At 69.3% G+C, this 14330-nt stretch carries 15 protein-coding genes; 2 read left to right on the top strand and 13 right to left on the bottom strand.

Annotation, left to right across the window (positions count from 1 at the left end; all coding sequences use genetic code 11):
• Window positions 1-415: 415 nt before the first annotated feature.
• Window positions 416-2089 (top strand): FAD-binding oxidoreductase, encoded by a 1674-nt coding sequence (locus tag AC6CR5_RS03495; RefSeq protein ID WP_241117894.1) that lies wholly within the window; start codon window positions 416-418, stop codon window positions 2087-2089.
• A 79-nt stretch (window positions 2090-2168) separates the two neighbouring features.
• On the opposite strand, the gene hutG is transcribed toward AC6CR5_RS03495, so the two are convergent.
• The 10 genes from hutG to mltG all read right to left on the bottom strand — a co-directional run bounded on the left by hutG (window position 2169) and on the right by mltG (window position 11039).
• On the bottom strand, window positions 2169-3119 hold the full coding sequence (gene hutG / locus AC6CR5_RS03490) for a formimidoylglutamase (RefSeq protein ID WP_038503394.1): 951 nt from the start codon (window positions 3117-3119) through the stop codon (window positions 2169-2171).
• On the bottom strand, window positions 3116-3898 hold the full coding sequence (locus AC6CR5_RS03485) for an amino acid ABC transporter ATP-binding protein (protein ID WP_020927398.1): 783 nt from the start codon (window positions 3896-3898) through the stop codon (window positions 3116-3118). The genes hutG and AC6CR5_RS03485 overlap by 4 nt, the downstream gene beginning before the upstream one ends.
• Window positions 3895-4563 (bottom strand): amino acid ABC transporter permease, encoded by a 669-nt coding sequence (locus AC6CR5_RS03480; RefSeq protein WP_006385307.1) that lies wholly within the window; start codon window positions 4561-4563, stop codon window positions 3895-3897. Before AC6CR5_RS03480 ends, AC6CR5_RS03485 begins: the two co-directional genes overlap by 4 nt.
• Window positions 4560-5303 (bottom strand): transporter substrate-binding domain-containing protein, encoded by a 744-nt coding sequence (locus AC6CR5_RS03475; protein WP_006385306.1) that lies wholly within the window; start codon window positions 5301-5303, stop codon window positions 4560-4562. Before AC6CR5_RS03475 ends, AC6CR5_RS03480 begins: the two co-directional genes overlap by 4 nt.
• Before the next feature lie 122 nt (window positions 5304-5425).
• Window positions 5426-6163, bottom strand: coding sequence for an IclR family transcriptional regulator (locus tag AC6CR5_RS03470; protein WP_006385305.1), 738 nt, complete (start codon window positions 6161-6163; stop codon window positions 5426-5428).
• 261 nt (window positions 6164-6424) lie between these two features.
• Window positions 6425-7348, bottom strand: a complete 924-nt coding sequence (locus AC6CR5_RS03465; RefSeq protein ID WP_020927397.1) for an ankyrin repeat domain-containing protein — start codon at window positions 7346-7348, stop codon at window positions 6425-6427.
• A 39-nt stretch (window positions 7349-7387) separates the two neighbouring features.
• Entirely contained in the window at window positions 7388-8158 is a 771-nt protein-coding gene (locus AC6CR5_RS03460) for a TatD family hydrolase (protein ID WP_020927396.1), read from the bottom strand.
• A 75-nt stretch (window positions 8159-8233) separates the two neighbouring features.
• The gene (gene holB, locus AC6CR5_RS03455; protein ID WP_020927395.1) at window positions 8234-9283 is read right to left on the bottom strand and encodes a DNA polymerase III subunit delta'; all 1050 of its coding nucleotides are present in this window, start codon (window positions 9281-9283) and stop codon (window positions 8234-8236) included.
• A complete protein-coding gene (gene tmk, locus AC6CR5_RS03450; protein ID WP_006384542.1) occupies window positions 9280-9903 on the bottom strand; it encodes a dTMP kinase in 624 nt (207 codons plus the stop codon). The genes holB and tmk overlap by 4 nt, the downstream gene beginning before the upstream one ends.
• Window positions 9900-11039 (bottom strand): endolytic transglycosylase MltG, encoded by a 1140-nt coding sequence (gene mltG, locus AC6CR5_RS03445; RefSeq protein WP_020927394.1) that lies wholly within the window; start codon window positions 11037-11039, stop codon window positions 9900-9902. The genes tmk and mltG overlap by 4 nt, the downstream gene beginning before the upstream one ends.
• 157 nt (window positions 11040-11196) lie before the next feature.
• On the opposite strand from mltG, the gene ygfZ reads away from it, so the two are divergent.
• Window positions 11197-12195: a CAF17-like 4Fe-4S cluster assembly/insertion protein YgfZ gene (gene ygfZ, locus AC6CR5_RS03440; protein WP_020927393.1), complete on the top strand. Its 999-nt coding sequence runs from the start codon at window positions 11197-11199 to the stop codon at window positions 12193-12195.
• A 6-nt stretch (window positions 12196-12201) separates the two neighbouring features.
• On the opposite strand, the gene AC6CR5_RS03435 is transcribed toward ygfZ, so the two are convergent.
• The 3 genes from AC6CR5_RS03435 to mmsB are packed head-to-tail and all read right to left on the bottom strand — an operon-like array spanning window position 12202 to window position 14278.
• Window positions 12202-12891, bottom strand: a complete 690-nt coding sequence (locus AC6CR5_RS03435) for a VIT1/CCC1 transporter family protein (RefSeq protein ID WP_020927392.1) — start codon at window positions 12889-12891, stop codon at window positions 12202-12204.
• A 57-nt stretch (window positions 12892-12948) separates the two neighbouring features.
• Window positions 12949-13386 carry a PaaI family thioesterase gene (locus AC6CR5_RS03430; RefSeq protein WP_020927391.1) on the bottom strand — a complete coding sequence of 146 codons (438 nt, stop codon included), beginning with the start codon at window positions 13384-13386 and terminating at the stop codon, window positions 12949-12951.
• A gap of 1 nt (window position 13387) precedes the next feature.
• Complete coding sequence (mmsB, locus tag AC6CR5_RS03425; RefSeq protein ID WP_024068660.1) at window positions 13388-14278, bottom strand: 3-hydroxyisobutyrate dehydrogenase; 891 nt, start codon at window positions 14276-14278, stop codon at window positions 13388-13390.
• Window positions 14279-14330 lie beyond the last annotated feature (52 nt).

The raw sequence follows: 14330 nt of genomic DNA, 5'->3' as shown, positions 1-14330 counted from the left end.
ATTGGGGACATAATACGGAAATGAAGACCGTGAGCGTCACCGAGCCTGCCGAAACGCTGCGCCTATCCTAGCCCCGCTCGTCGGCAGCGTCCACCCCGTGCGCGCCCGCCCCGCCCACTCGACTCGCCCGGCCCCAGCCCAGACACCCGCGCCAGCAAGGCCCTGCCTACCGCGCCCCGGCCGCCCCCTCCCCCTCTTGCTTGCGCCCCGACGCCACATCACATTCGCGTGTCAGTCCGGCCCGGGGCGCCTGTCGCACCTTGCTTGAAAGCGTCATCCAGTTGAATCAGAATCAACCGGCCCCGGTTTTAGCGGTACCCGGCACCGGCGGCTTCCAAAGCTTGTCATCCCGCGTTGCCGGCGGGCGACCCCCGCTTGCATCCTGCACTTATGAAAATCAACCATAGAGGTGCGCATGTCGGATTTTTCCCTGATTGACAGCAATGACCCGCGTTACGCGACCCTGCAAAAGGGTTTCAACCTGCGCTTCCCCACCACGGGCCAGGGCGCCAACGCCATCTATGTCTGCAAGACCCCGCAGGACGTGCTGGACGCGGCCAATGCCGCGCTGGCTCAGGGCTGCCGCATCACGGTGCGCAGCGGCGGCCACTGCTACGAAGGTTTCGTGGCCAACAAACTGCCCGAGGACCACGGCCAACCCCTGGCCATCATCGACCTGAGCCTGATGACCGGCCTGCGCTACCGCGAGGCCGGCGACATTGCCTCGCCCTGGAACCCCGCCGCCCTCTACCGTTTCGCGGCCGCGGCGGGCAACCAGAACTGGGACGGCTACCTGGACCTGTACAAGACCGCCAACCGCACCCTGCCCGGCGGCTCGTGCTATTCGGTCGGTTCGGGCGGCCACATCGTCGGCGGCGGCTACGGCCTGCTGTCGCGCCTGCATGGCCTGACGGTGGACTGGCTGTCGGGCGTGGACATCCTGGTGCCGCAGGGCCCGGGTTCGCGCAAACTGGTGCCCAAGCATGTCAACCTGCACAGCGCCGGCGCCGACCGCGACCTCTTCATCGCCTGCCGCGGCGGCGGCGGCGGCAACTTCGGCATCATCCTGACCTACTACTACGCCGAACTGCCGGTCGCGCCGCAGGAGGCCTACTGGCTGTCGCTGTCCTATCCCTGGGCCAGCTTCGGCACCGGCACGGCCGGCCGCGCCAACTTCGCCCGCTTCATGCGCGCCTACTGGCAATGGTTCGCCGACCATGACGCGGACTGGAACAGCCCCGATCCGGCCAAGGCCAACGGCGGCCTGTTCACCTTGCTGAAGGTGCAGCACCGTTCCACCGGCGACGTGGTGCTCAGCATCCAGTACACCGGCAAGGACGGCAAGGTGGGCGGCGCGCGCGACCAGCCGTTCCTGGATTTCGTCGCCACCATGAACGCGGCGGCCGGCGCGGCGCCCGGCGTCAACCTGGCCACCAGCTGGCACGGCCCGTCGCACCGCATGGCCGAACCGGCCCCGCGCCTGCTGGCGCACGCCGTGAACGATGCGCAGAAGATGGACTGGCTGTGGCTGACGCAAAGCATCAACGGCTCGGGCAGCAACCAGCGCGGCAAGTACAAGTCCGCGTATCACAAGGCCAATTTCAGCGACGTCGAAATCATGGCCATGTGGGAGTACCTGAACGGCTCGGACGACCCGCGCCTGAACCAGGCGCTGGTGCAGATCGACTCGTACGGCGGCCGCATCAACCGCAACGACGAAGCCGCCAACCCGACCAGCGTATGCCAGCGCTCGTCGCTGCTGAAGTCGCAGTTCCAGGTGTACTGGACCGACCCAGCCCAGGACGCCTTCCACATCAAGTGGATCGCCGACCTGTACGACGAGTACTTCGCGCAGTACGGCGGCAAGCCCAGCAACCAGCCGGGTTCGCCGTTCGAGGGGTGCTACATCAACTACCCCGACACCGACATGAAGTACACCGACGCCAGCCACACCCAGGTCGACCCGCAATGGCTCGACCTGTACTACGGCAACAAGACCGCCGCGCTGATCGCCACCAAGCGCAACGTCGACCCCGACAATCTCTTCCATCACGAGATGTCGATCCCGCTGGTTGCGCCGCAGGCGTAAAAAGGCCCGCCGTCACGCTCGCCCCGGCGGGCATGACGGCGGGCCCGGGTGCGCGGCGGACGTTGCGCCGCGCACCGTGTCATGCGGACAGCAGTTGCCAGGCCAGGCGCGCCGCCGCGCGGGCGCCATGGCCGTCGATGTCGAAGCGCGGGTTGTACTCGGCCATGTCGGCCAGGCGCAGCTTGCCGCTGGCCTTGACGCGCAGCACGATCTCCTCGATCACCGCCATCGGCACGCCATAGGGCGCCGGCGCCGACACGCCCGGCATCACCGCCGCCGGCAGCACGTCCAGATCGATGGTCAGGTAGACATGGCGGGCCCGCGCCAGCAAGGCATCGACATTGGCCAGGCGCGCCGCCAGGTGGCGTTCCTGCATGTCGCGGTCCTCGACCCACACCGCGCCCACTTCCGCCGCGCGCGCATACAGCGCCGGCGTATTGGCCAGCCGCGACACGCCCAGGCAGGCGTATTGCAGCGCCAGCCCGTGCGCCTCGCAGTAATGCGCGATCTGGTCGAACGGCGTGCCGGAACTGCCCGGCCGGCCGGTGCGCAGATCGAAATGCGCGTCCAGGTTCAGCACCAGCACCGGGCCGTCGTCGCCGCGGTCGGCCAGCCAGCGCGCCAGGCCCTGGAAGCTGCCCCAGGCGATTTCGTGGCCGCCGCCCAGCACCAGCGGGCGGGTGCCCTGGCGCAGCAGGTCGGCCACCGCCAGGCCCAGGCGCTCCTGCGCGTCCTCCAACTGGTCCCCCTCGCAGGCCACGTCGCCCGCGTCCAGCAGGCGCGTCAGGCCGTGCGCCGGCAGGCCGGCCATGTACTTGCGGATGCCGGCCGGGCCGGCGGCCGCGCCGACGCGACCCTGGTTGCGGGCCACGCCCGCATCGCAGGCGAATCCCAGCAGCACCGGCTCGCCCGCGGCCGGCGCCTGGCCGGCGGCCGGCTCGACGATGTGCGCCAGGCGGCGCGTGTCGCCGCGCTCGGCGCTGTCGTCGCGCGCGGTCCACAGGCTCTTGTCGAATTGCGCCGCCGTCATGCCGCCCCCTGCCCCGCGCTCAGCACGGCCTGCAGGAATTCGCGGGTGCGGGCCTCGCGCGGCTGGCTGAAGATGACCTCGGGCGCGCCCGACTCCAGGATCACGCCGCCGTCCATCACCGCGACCACGTCGGCCACGTCTCGGGCGAAGCCCATTTCGTGGGTCACGACCATCATGGTCATGCCTTCGCGCGCCAGCAGTTTCATGACCTGCAGCACTTCGCCCACCAGCTCCGGATCCAGCGCCGAGGTCGGTTCGTCGAACAGCATGACCTTGGGCTGCATCGCCAGCGCGCGGGCGATCGCCACGCGCTGCTTCTGGCCGCCCGACAGGCTGGCCGGCATGGCCGACATCTTCTGCGCCAGGCCAACTTTGCGCAGCAGGTCCTCGGCCAGCGCGTTGGCCTCGTCGCGCCCCATGCCGCGCAGCTTGCGCGGCCCGACGGTGACGTTGTCCAGCACCGACAGGTGCGGGAACAGGTTGAAGCCCTGGAACACCATGCCGACCTGCATGCGCAGGCGGTTCAGCTCGGCCTCGGGCAACAGCTCGCCTTCGTTCTGCAACGTCTGGCCGCAGATCTCCACGGTGCCGCCCTGGGCCACTTCCAGCCCGTTGCAGCAACGCAGCAAGGTGCTTTTGCCCGAACCGCTGGGGCCGATCACCACCACCACCTGCGACGGCAGCACATCGAAGTCGATGCCGCGCAGCACGGCGTGGTCGCCGTAGGATTTCTGCAGGCCGCGGATGCGGATCATTTCTTTCGGATTCGCGGCGTTCATTGCACCATCCCCCCCGCGCGCAGGCGTTGCTCGATCCTGCGCAGTATCAACATGGCGGCCGTGGTCAGGACCAGGTAGATCAGCGCCACCACCAGATAGGTTTCCAGCGAGCGGTACGACACGCTGATGATCTTCTGCCCTTCGTGCATCAGGTCATGGATCGTCAGCAGCGACACCAGCGCCGAATTCTTGATCAGCGCGATGAATTCGTTGCCCAGCGGCGGGATCATGCGCACCACCGCCTGCGGCAGGATGATGATGCGCATGGCCTGGCCCGACGACATGCCCAGCGAGCGGGCGGCCTCGGTCTGGCCGCGGTCGACCGACTGGATCGCGCCGCGCACGATTTCCGACACGTAGGCGCCGGAATACATGCCCAGCCCCAGCACGCCGCAGGCGAACGCCGGCAGCGTCACGCCGAACTGCGGCAGGCCGAAGAACCAGATGAACAGCTGCACCAGCAGCGGCGTGCCGCGAAAGAACAGCAGATAGACGCTGCACAGGTTGTAGATGATGCTGCGCTGCGGGTTGAGCCGGCCAACGCCGACCAGAAGGCCGATGACACAGCCCAGCAGCAAGGCGCCGGCGGTCACCTCGATGGTGACCACCGCGCCGCGCACCAGCGCGTCGAAGTCGGCGAAGACGGGAGCAAAATCCAGGTTCATTTCGCGGGCGCCTCGAACCACTTGTTGACGATGGCCTGGTAGCTGCCATCGGCCTTGATCTTCTGCAGCGCCTCATTCAGGCCGCGCGTCAGTTCCGGCTTGTTCTTGGGCACGGCGATGCCGTAGTCCTCGGTGGTGATCTGGTCGGCCAGCACGGTCAGGTCGGTGGTGCTCTGGGCGAACAGCTTGGCGGCCGGCTTGCCGGTGACGGCGGCATCGGCGCGGCCGATCTGCACCAGGTTGAACATCTCCTGGTTCTTCTCGACCTCGACGCGCTGCACCGACGGGTAGTGTTCCTTCAGGTAGTTGACCGACTTGGTGCCGACCTGCACCGACACCTTGCGGCCGTCCAGGTCCTTCAAGGTCTTGACCGGGCCGTCCTTCTTGGTCAGCACCACCAGGCCGCCGGCGTAGTACGGGTCGGTGAAGTCCACCACCTTGCTGCGCTCGGGCGTGATGTAGATGGCGGACACGGCGATGTCGGCGCGGCCGGCCTGCAGGGCGGGAATCAGGCCCTTGAAGTCGATGTCGATCCATTCGACCTTCTTGCCCATGGCGGCGGCCAGGGCCTCGACCAGTTCGATGTCAAAGCCGGTGCGCTTGCCGTCCTTGACGAACTCCATGGGCGGGAAGGTGGCGTCGGTCACGGCGCGGATGGTTTCCTGGGCGTGGGCGGTGCCCATGCTCCAGGCCAGGCCCAGGGTCAGGGCGGCGGTCAACAGGGTGCGGCGAGTAGTCATGGCGAATCCTGAAAGAAAAAGTGGATGCGGATACGGCGATCGGAGCGGCGTAACGGGTGTGGCGGTGTCTAGAGATGAGGCGGGAATGGCGGGGACAACGAGGAATCCGGGTACGAAATAGGTCAGTGCGCCTGCAACTTGCCCGAGATGCGGCGGGCGGCGGCGACGGTCAGGTCGATGAAGGCCTGCGGCCGCTGGGCGGCGCGGGTGGACGGCGCCATCAGCGTGATGGAGGCCACCGCCTGGTTGGCGCGCTGGAAGATCGGCACGCTCACGCCCCAGACGCCGGCGTCGACTTCGCTGTCGGTCACGGCATAGCCCTGGGCGCGGATGGCCTCCAGTTCGTCGGCCAGGCGCGCCGGGTCCAGGCCCGATTCCCTGGCCAGCACGGCCAGCGCAGCCTGCAGCCGTGCCGCCGGCATGAACGCCAGCAGCGACTTGGCCGAGGCGCCACGCGCCAGCGGCAGGCCGCGGCCCTTGGTGAAGGAGCACCGCAGCGGATGCTGGCTTTCGACCATGTCCAGGCATACCGCCTGGTCCTTGACGGCCACCAGCAGGCCGATGGTCTCGCCCGACGCCGCCGCCAGGGCGGCCATGTCCGGCTGCGCTTCGTGGATCAGGAAAGAGGACTGGTCGAAGCCCCAGGCCAGTTGCACGCACAGCGGGCCGGGGCCGTATTCACCCTCATGCTCGGCGACGAAGCCCCAGCGCTTGAGCAGCGCCACCTGGCGGTACAGGGTGCTCTGGGCCAGGCCGGTCTTTTCCGCCAGCGCGGCGATGCTCAGGGGGCCGTCGTGCCGGGCCAGCGTGGCCAACACGTACAGCACGCGGTCCGCGCCCGCCCCTACCGACTGATCCATCGAAAAGCACTCCAGATGTTGATGGCCGCCAGATTATCAATTCATGGTGCAAAAACGACCTATATTTCCCATAAATTGAGAATAACAAGGGAAAACCCCGAACAAAGGAGGCGAAAAATCCGACGCGGCACGGCTTGAGTCGGTCTCGCGGGGCCATGCGCGGGAAGCCGTCGATCCTCGCGCCCTCCCCGCGCACCGGCCGGACGGGCAAGAAAAAACCCGCCATCGGGCGGGTTTGCAAGGAAGCGGGACCGCAGGCGCTCAGGGCGCCGCAGGCTGGTCGTAGTTGTTCAACCGCACGCCCGACACGCCACCGACGCTGGGCGCGGACTTCGGGCTGGCGTCCTGCGCAGCGGGGGCTGGCGGGGACGCCTGCGCCGGCGCGGCGGGCGTTGCGTCCGTGGCAGCGGGCATCGCGGCGCCCGCGACGTCGCCGTCCGCGGCTCCCGGCACCGGCGTCTCGGGTTCGGGCGGCGCGCTGGCGCGGCGGGCCCGTTTGGCGTCCTCCTGCTGGGCGATCAGGGTCTTCAGTTCCGCGGCCAGCTTGGCGGACTTGCCCGTGGTCGCCCAATCGGACGCGTCCTGGCCCTTGGTGTCGCGCGTGGTGACGTCGGCCCCCGCCTTCAGCAGCAGGTCCACCATTGCCCTGTTGCCCGACAGCGCCGCCATCATCAACGGCGTCTCGCCGTTGGGCGCGGGTGCGTTCACCATGGCCTTGTTGTCCAGCAACAGCCGCGCCATCGCCAGCTGGCCCTTGGACGCGGCATAGTGCAGCGGCGTCCAGCCCAGGCGGTTGACCTGGGCCCCGCGCGCCATCAGGCTGCGGGCGCGGTCTACCTGGCCGGCGATGGCCAGGTACATCAGCGGGGTCTCGCCCGCCGGATTCTCGGCATTGACGTCGGTGCGCGGATTGGCCGCCAGCGCGTCGAAGACTTTCCAGGCGCCATCCACCACCGCCCGCATCAGGGCCGGCTGGCCGTTGCGGTAGCGCACGTTGGGATCGGCGCCCCGGGCCAGCAGTTCATTGATCTCGTCGGGGTAATCGTTGGCAACGTAGACCCACCAGTCCGAGGGATTGGCCGCCGCCTGGGCGGCCGGCGCCGCCACGGCGACACACAGCGCCAGCAGCGCGCCGCGGCAATGGGAAACAAGGCGGTGACGGGAGAACGCGTTGCGGGCAGCCATGGTCATCCTGATAAATTACTTTAGATATTCGACTTTAAATTATCTCTTTATCTTACTGAAAAGATTAAAGAAATTATCGGTTGACGCCCGCGCCACCTCGGCCACGCTGATACCCTTGAGCTCGGCGATCTTCTCGGCCACGTGGATCACCTTGGACGGATCGTTGAGCTTGCCCCGGTACGGCACCGGCGCCAGGTACGGCGAATCGGTCTCGATCAGCAGCCGGTCCAGCGGCACCTTGGCGGCGACCTCGTGCACCACGTGGGCGTTCTTGAAGGTCACGATGCCGGACAGGGAGATGAGGAAATTCTGGTCGAGCGCGGCCTGGGCCACTTCCCAGGTCTCGGTGAAACAGTGCATCACGCCGCCGACCTCGGCCGCGCGTTCCTCGCGCAGCATCCGCACCGTGTCCTCGGCCGAGGAACGCGTATGCACGATCAGCGGCAGCCCGGTGTCGCGCGCCGCGCGGATGTGGCGGCGGAAACGCTCGCGCTGCCAGTCCAGCGGCTCGGACAGGCGGTAATAGTCGAGCCCGGTCTCGCCGATCGCCACCACCTTGGGATGCGCCGACAGGCGCGCCAGTTCCTCCGGCTCCGGATCCGGCGTGTCTTCGTAATCGGGATGCACCCCGACCGAAGCCCACAGGTTGGGCTGCGGCTCGACCAGCGACATCAGGCCCGGCCATTCGGGCATGTTGACGCTGACCACCAGCGCGTGGGTCACCTGGTTGGCGGCCATGCGATCGAGGATCGCGGGCAGGTCGGCCGCCAGCTCGGGAAAGTTCAAATGGCAGTGTGAATCGACGTACATGAGGCTTGGATCAGGGATGGCGCGACGCCGCCGCGGCCACCCGGGCGGGGTGGCGGCCGGCGGCGTCACGACGGGTTATGCCTGGCAGGATAGCACCACGCGCTGCAGCGTCGCATGGGCGAAAAGCTTGCCGTTCAGGGGGTGCGTGGCCAGCGCGCGCTGGCGCGTGAGCCAGCGCGCCGCTTCGGCGGCACGCGCGGTGTTCATGCGCCCCGCCACCTCGGCCACGGCCGCCGCCAGCGTCGGGAAATAACGCACCGGCGCCCCGGCGGCGGCCAGCATCAGATCGGTGTACAGGCGCTGCAAGGCGTCGATCCACTCGGCGGGCGCGGCCTTTTCCAGGGCCTCGGCCAGGGTGCCGACGTCCGGCGTCTGGCCCTTGGCCAGGGGGCCGACCAGTTGCGTCAGCCATGGCGGGCAGGCCGTTTCCGCATGCTGCGCCAGCCGCAGCGCCGCCAGCGGCGCACCGCCCGCGGCGGCCAGCCATTCGCGCGCCGGTTCCACGTTCTGGTCGCGCAGCCATTGCAGCGCGGTGTCGGGATCGGGCGCCGGCAGCGGCAGGCGGCGGCAGCGCGACACCAGCGTCGGCAGCAGGCGATCAGGCGCGTCCGCCACCAGCAGGAACACGGTGTGCGGCGGCGGCTCTTCCAGCACCTTGAGCAGGGCATTGGCCGACACCACGTTCAGCGCGTGCGCCGGATACAGCAGCGCCACGCGCCAGCCGCCCCGGTGCGTGGCGGTGTTGAACCAGGATTCCAGCGAGCGGATCTGATCGATGCGGATTTCCTTGGACGGCGCCTTCTTGGCCGCGCCGGCGGCGGGTTCGGCGTCTTCCGAGACCTCGGCGGCGTCGGCCCCCTCCTCGACCGCCACGGCCTCGGGCCGGATGCGGCGCAGGTCGGGGTGGTTGCCGCTGGCGAACCAGGCACAGGCGGCGCAATGACCGCAGGCCAGGCCGTCCTGCGGCGTCTCGCACAGCAGGCTGGCGGCGGCGGCCACCGCGAAATCGAGCTTGCCGATGCCAGCCAGGCCATGCACCAGCCAGGCATGGGCGAAGCGCTCGCGGTTGCCGAGCCAGGCGCGCGCCGTCTCCATCTGCCAGGGCAGGAACTGGGGCGCGCTCATGGCCGGACCGCCACCAGTTCGCGCAGCCCGGCTTCGAGTTCGGCGCGGATCGCGGCAATCGCGCGGGTCGAATCGATCACGCGGATGCGGTCGGGTTCGGCCGCGGCGCGGGCCTGGTAGGCCGCGCGGGTGCGTTCGAAGAAGGCGGCGCCTTCGCGCTCGAAGCGGTCCGGCTCGCGGGCGTCGGCCAGGCGCGCGCGCGCCACCTCCAGCGGCACGTCGAACAGCCAGGTACGGTCGGGCCGGCCCGCCTGCATCCAGGTTTCCAGCGCGGCCACGCGTTCGGCGCCCAGACCACGGCCGCCGCCCTGATAGGCGTAGGTGGCGTCGGTATAGCGGTCGCACACCACCCACGCGCCGCGCGCCAGCGCCGGCTCGATGACCTGGTGCAGGTGCTCGCAGCGGGCCGCGAACATCAGCAATGTTTCTGTGTCCAGGCCCATCGGGTCGGTCAGCACCAGCGCGCGCAGCTTTTCGCCCAGCGGCGTGCCGCCGGGTTCGCGTGTGGACACCACCTCCAGGCCCTGGCCGCGCAGGAACTCGGCGATCCACTCGGTGTGGGTGCTCTTGCCGGCGCCGTCCACTCCCTCCAGCGTGATGAAACGTCCGCGTGAGGTCATTGCTCTTGTCCTTCTGCTGGCGCCGGATCGCTGTCCGGCGCGGGGGTGGATGCGGGTTCCGGGGCCGGCGCGCCCGAGGGCGCGGCTGGGGCCGGCGGCTTGCCGGCGGGGGCCGGCCGCGCCGCCGGCGTCTGGCCCAGGATATAACGGGAGACGTTGCGATTGTGCTCGGACAGGTTCACCGAGAACTCGCTGGTGCCATTGCCGCGCGACACGAAAAACAGGAACTTGTGCTGCTCGGGCTGCACCGCGGCCAGCAGCGCCGCGCGGCCGGCGGCCGCGATCGGCGTGGGCGGCAGGCCCGGACGCGTGTAGGTGTTCCAGGGCGTGTCGGTCTGCAGGTCGCGCTTGCGGATGCGGCCCTGGTAGGCATCGCCCATGCCGTAGATGACGGTGGGGTCGGTCTGCAGCAGCATGCCGATCTTGAGGCGATTGACGAATACCCCCGCCACGCGGCGGCGGTCGGGACCGTGTCCGGTTTCCTTCTCGATGATGGAGGCCAGCACCAGCGCCTCGTACGGCGTGGACAGCGGCAGGCCGGATTGGCGCTTGGCCCAGGTGTCGTCCAGGATGCGCTGGCCTTCCTGGTAGGCACGGCGCAGCAGGTCGTAATCGGTGCTGCCCGGCGTGAAGATGTAGGTATCGGGGAAGAACAGGCCTTCCGGATGCTTGATGTCCGAGCCCAGGCGTTCCATCAGCGCCTCGTCGCTGATGTCGCCCAGCGTCTGCTTGACGTCCGGGTTCTCGCGCAGCGCCTGGCGGATCTGGCGGAAGGTCCAGCCCTCCAGGAAGGTGATCTGGCGCTGGGTCATGTCGCCGCGCGCCATGCGTTGCAGCAGCAGCCACGGCGTATCGCCGTTGATGGCCTGGTAGCCGCCCGCCTTGAGCAGCTTGTCCTGTTCCGACAGGCGCGCCATCCACACGAACCCCGGCTCCCAGACCGGCACGCCGGCCGCATTGAGCGCGCGCGCGACCGTGCGCGGGCTGCTGCCCGGGTCCACCACGAAATCGATCCTGTCGGCCGACAGGGGAATGGGTCGGTGCATCCAGTGCCAGGCCGCGCCGACAGCCGCGGCGGCGGCCAGCACGATGAGCAGGAAAGACCACAGGACGTAAAAACGGAGTCGCTTCTTCATAAGTGTGGGAAGTTTAATGGATCGCGCGCCCCTGTCGCTGCAAAACAAGGGCCGGAGCGCGTCACGCGCCCCTTTGCCCGTCGCGGGCATGGGCCTGCCGGAATGAGAACACAGCTATCATCAAGCCTTTGATGACGAGTCTCGGGCCTACCCAGCCATGCATGCTTTCTTTGCTTCGATCCCGGCGCGCGCCGAAGGTTGCGCGCAATGCGCCCCCCTGGAGGATTTCGCGGTTTTCGGTGCCAGCGGCGCCGACGCGCTGACCTTCCTGCACGGCCAGCTGACGCAGGACGTCACCGGCTTGCCGGCCGACGCCGCCCGCCTGGCCGGCTATTGCACCGCCAAGGGCCGCCTGCTGGCCACGCTGGTCATGTGGCGCGGCGCCGATCCGGCCGAAGACGCGCCGCGTCTCTACGGCCTGGTGCGCCAGGACCTGGTCGCGGCCCTGGTCAAGCGCCTGTCCATGTTCGTGCTGCGCGCCAAGGCCAGGCTGGCCCCGGCCGCCCTGCACATCGCTGGCGTGCAGTCCGCGCCGGCGCAGGTGGCCGCGCTGGAAGCCGCCGCCGGCGCGCTGCCGCGCACCCCGTGGCAGCGCGCCGAGCTGCCCTCGGGCACCTGGATCGCCGCCCCCTCCGCCGATTCCGCGCTGCGCTGGTGGTGGATCGCCTCCGACGCGCAGCTGGCGGCGGCCGCGCCGCTGGCCGCCGTGCTCGGGCTGGCCCCGGCCGCCCAATGGCACGCCGCCGACCTGGCCGCCGGCATTCCCTGGATCACCACCGCCACCCAGGATGTCTTCATCCCGCAAACGGTCAACCTGGACCTGATCCAGGGCGTCAGCTTCACCAAGGGCTGTTATCCGGGCCAGGAAGTGGTGGCGCGCAGCCACTACCGCGGCACGGTCAAGCGCCGCATGGCCTTCGGCACCATTGCCGGCGCGGACCTGCCAGGCGCCGAGCTGGCCGGCAAGGACGTGTTCGACGCCACCCAGCCCGGCGAACCCGCCGGCCGCATCGTCGACGCTTCCCGCGCGCACGACACGGTATCAGTGCTGTTCGAAACCACGTTGGCCGCCCTGCCGGAAGGCGACCTGCGGCTGGGCGCGGTTGACGGCCCGCGCATCGCCACGGCGCCGCTGCCCTACGCCATCACGCCGTAACGGGCGTCAGACCACGGTGCCGAACAGGGCGCCGACGCCGGCGGTCACCGCCATCGCCAGCGCCCCGAGCACGGTCACGCGCAGCGCCGCCGGCGCCTTGGGCGCTCCCCCGGCCCCGGCGGCCAGGGCCCCCAGACAGGCCAGACAGGCCACCGACGCGGCGATCACCGAGCCGATCAACGGCGCCCCCGGCACCAGCGCGGCCACTACCAGCGGCAACGCGGCGCCGCCGGCAAAGGAAGCCGCCGACGCCACCGCCGCCTGCACCGGCCGGGCACGATTGTGCAGGGAAATGCCCAACTCATCGCGCGCGTGGGCATCGAGCGCGTCGTGGCGCGTCAACTGCCGCGCCACCTGTTCCGCCAGGTCGCGCGACAGGCCGCGTTCAACATAGATCTCGATCAGTTCCTCCAGTTCCTCGCCCGAATTGCGCTTGAGCGAGCGCTGCTCCATGCGCAGGTCGGCGGCCTCGATATCCGATTGCGACCGCACCGAAACGTATTCGCCCGCCGCCATCGATAGCGCGCCGGCCACCAGCCCGGCCAGGCCCGAGGTCAGCACCGCCTCGTGCGAGGCCTGGGCGGCCGCCACGCCGGTGATGAGGCTGGCGGTGGACACGATGCCGTCGTTGGCGCCCAGCACGGCGGCGCGCAGCCAGTTGCTGCGGAAAATCCGATGGTGTTCTTTGGAAGGCATTGCCGTAGACCCGATCAAGGTGCGACAAGGCTTGCGGCGGCCCCCGCCGCAAGCGGCTCACCGCGGCGTCACGCGCACCGCGGTGAGCAAGCCTATCACGCAAAGCGTGGCCTGTTCGCCCTCGTAGGCATGCACTTCGACCTGGCAGATCGACAGGCGCTTGCCCGGCTTGACCACGCGGCCGCTGGCCACGTAGCGCTCGCCCTTGGCCGGCGCCAGGAAGTTCATCTTGAATTCCGAGGTCAGCACGTCCTCGCCCGGCTGGAACAGGCTGAAGGCGGCGTAGCCGCCGGCCGAATCGGCAATGGTGGTGGAGATGCCGGCATGCAGGAAGCCGTTCTGCTGGCACAGGTCGGCGCGGTACGGCAGCACGATGTCCACCCTGCCCGGCTCGACCACGTCCAGGCTGGCGCCGAGCAGCCGCATGATGCTCTGCCGCTCGAAGCTCGCCTGGACCCGCCCGGCCGGATCGGCGCAAGTGGCGGGCGTGGCCATGTCAGTCCTGGTCGCGCTTGACCAGGTTGACGATGCTGGAGAAATCCAGCCGGCCCGAGCCGCCCGCGCTGTGCAGCGAATACAGGTTGCGCGCCAGCTCGCCCAGCGGGATCGAGGCGCGCGCCGACAGCGCCGCCTCGGCCGCCAGGCCCAGGTCCTTGAGCATCAGGTCGACGCCGAAGCCGCCGGCATAGCCCTTGGAGGCCGGGGCATGCTCCATCACGCCGGGCCACGGGTTGTACAGCTCGGTGGCCCAGTTGCGGCCCGAGCTCTTGGCGATGATGTCCGACAGCACCTTGGGATCCAGGCCGTTGGCCACGCCCAGCGCCAGCGCCTCCGAAGTGCCGGCCATGAGGATGCCGAGCAGCATGTTGTTGCAGATCTTGGCGACCTGGCCGGCGCCCGCGGGGCCGGCGTGGAAGATGTTCTTGCCCATCTTCTCCAGCACCGGGCGGGCGCGCTCCAGCGCCGCGGCCTGGCCGCCGACGATGAAGGTCAGCGTGCCGGCGGCGGCGCCGCCGGTGCCGCCCGAGACCGGCGCGTCGATCATGGCGATGCCGCGAACCTCGGCCGCCTGGGCCACCTTGCGGGCCGAGTCCGGCGCGATGGTGCTGCACTCGATCACCAGCGCGCTGGACGGGATCTTGCCCAGCAGGTCCTGGTCCAGGTACAGGCCTTCGACGTGCTTGCTGGCCGGCAGCATCGAGATCACCACCTCGGCGCCCTTGACCGCCTCGGCGGCCGAGGCCGCCGACTTGGCGCCCGCGTCGGTCAGCACCTTGACCGCCGCCGGCACCAGGTCGAACACCGTCAGGCTGTGGCCGGCCTTGACCAGATTCAATGCCATGGGCGCGCCCATGTTGCCCAAACCGATAAACGCGATACTGCTCATGATGTCCTGTCTCCTGTTGCTATTGCTGTAGGTATGAAATCAGTGATGCGAC

It is taken from the genome of Achromobacter sp. EG18 (genome assembly GCF_059759395.1).
This window is presented reverse-complemented; position numbering and strand designations above follow the sequence as displayed.

Bases quoted from the DNA above. Each gene is read 5' to 3' on its own strand.
- ygfZ (WP_020927393.1), top strand. From the start codon at position 11,197: ATGCATGCTTTCTTTGCTTCGATCCCGGCGCGCGCCGAAGGTTGCGCG.
- holB (WP_020927395.1), bottom strand. From the start codon at position 9,283: ATGAGCGCGCCCCAGTTCCTGCCCTGGCAGATGGAGACGGCGCGCGCC.
- AC6CR5_RS03495 (WP_241117894.1), top strand. From the start codon at position 416: ATGTCGGATTTTTCCCTGATTGACAGCAATGACCCGCGTTACGCGACC.
- AC6CR5_RS03475 (WP_006385306.1), bottom strand. From the start codon at position 5,303: ATGACTACTCGCCGCACCCTGTTGACCGCCGCCCTGACCCTGGGCCTG.
- AC6CR5_RS03430 (WP_020927391.1), bottom strand. From the start codon at position 13,386: ATGGCCACGCCCGCCACTTGCGCCGATCCGGCCGGGCGGGTCCAGGCG.
- AC6CR5_RS03465 (WP_020927397.1), bottom strand. From the start codon at position 7,348: ATGGCTGCCCGCAACGCGTTCTCCCGTCACCGCCTTGTTTCCCATTGC.
- tmk (WP_006384542.1), bottom strand. From the start codon at position 9,903: ATGACCTCACGCGGACGTTTCATCACGCTGGAGGGAGTGGACGGCGCC.
- AC6CR5_RS03470 (WP_006385305.1), bottom strand. From the start codon at position 6,163: ATGGATCAGTCGGTAGGGGCGGGCGCGGACCGCGTGCTGTACGTGTTG.
- AC6CR5_RS03480 (WP_006385307.1), bottom strand. From the start codon at position 4,563: ATGAACCTGGATTTTGCTCCCGTCTTCGCCGACTTCGACGCGCTGGTG.
- AC6CR5_RS03435 (WP_020927392.1), bottom strand. From the start codon at position 12,891: ATGCCTTCCAAAGAACACCATCGGATTTTCCGCAGCAACTGGCTGCGC.
- AC6CR5_RS03460 (WP_020927396.1), bottom strand. From the start codon at position 8,158: ATGTACGTCGATTCACACTGCCATTTGAACTTTCCCGAGCTGGCGGCC.
- mltG (WP_020927394.1), bottom strand. From the start codon at position 11,039: ATGAAGAAGCGACTCCGTTTTTACGTCCTGTGGTCTTTCCTGCTCATC.
- mmsB (WP_024068660.1), bottom strand. From the start codon at position 14,278: ATGAGCAGTATCGCGTTTATCGGTTTGGGCAACATGGGCGCGCCCATG.
- hutG (WP_038503394.1), bottom strand. From the start codon at position 3,119: ATGACGGCGGCGCAATTCGACAAGAGCCTGTGGACCGCGCGCGACGAC.
- AC6CR5_RS03485 (WP_020927398.1), bottom strand. From the start codon at position 3,898: ATGAACGCCGCGAATCCGAAAGAAATGATCCGCATCCGCGGCCTGCAG.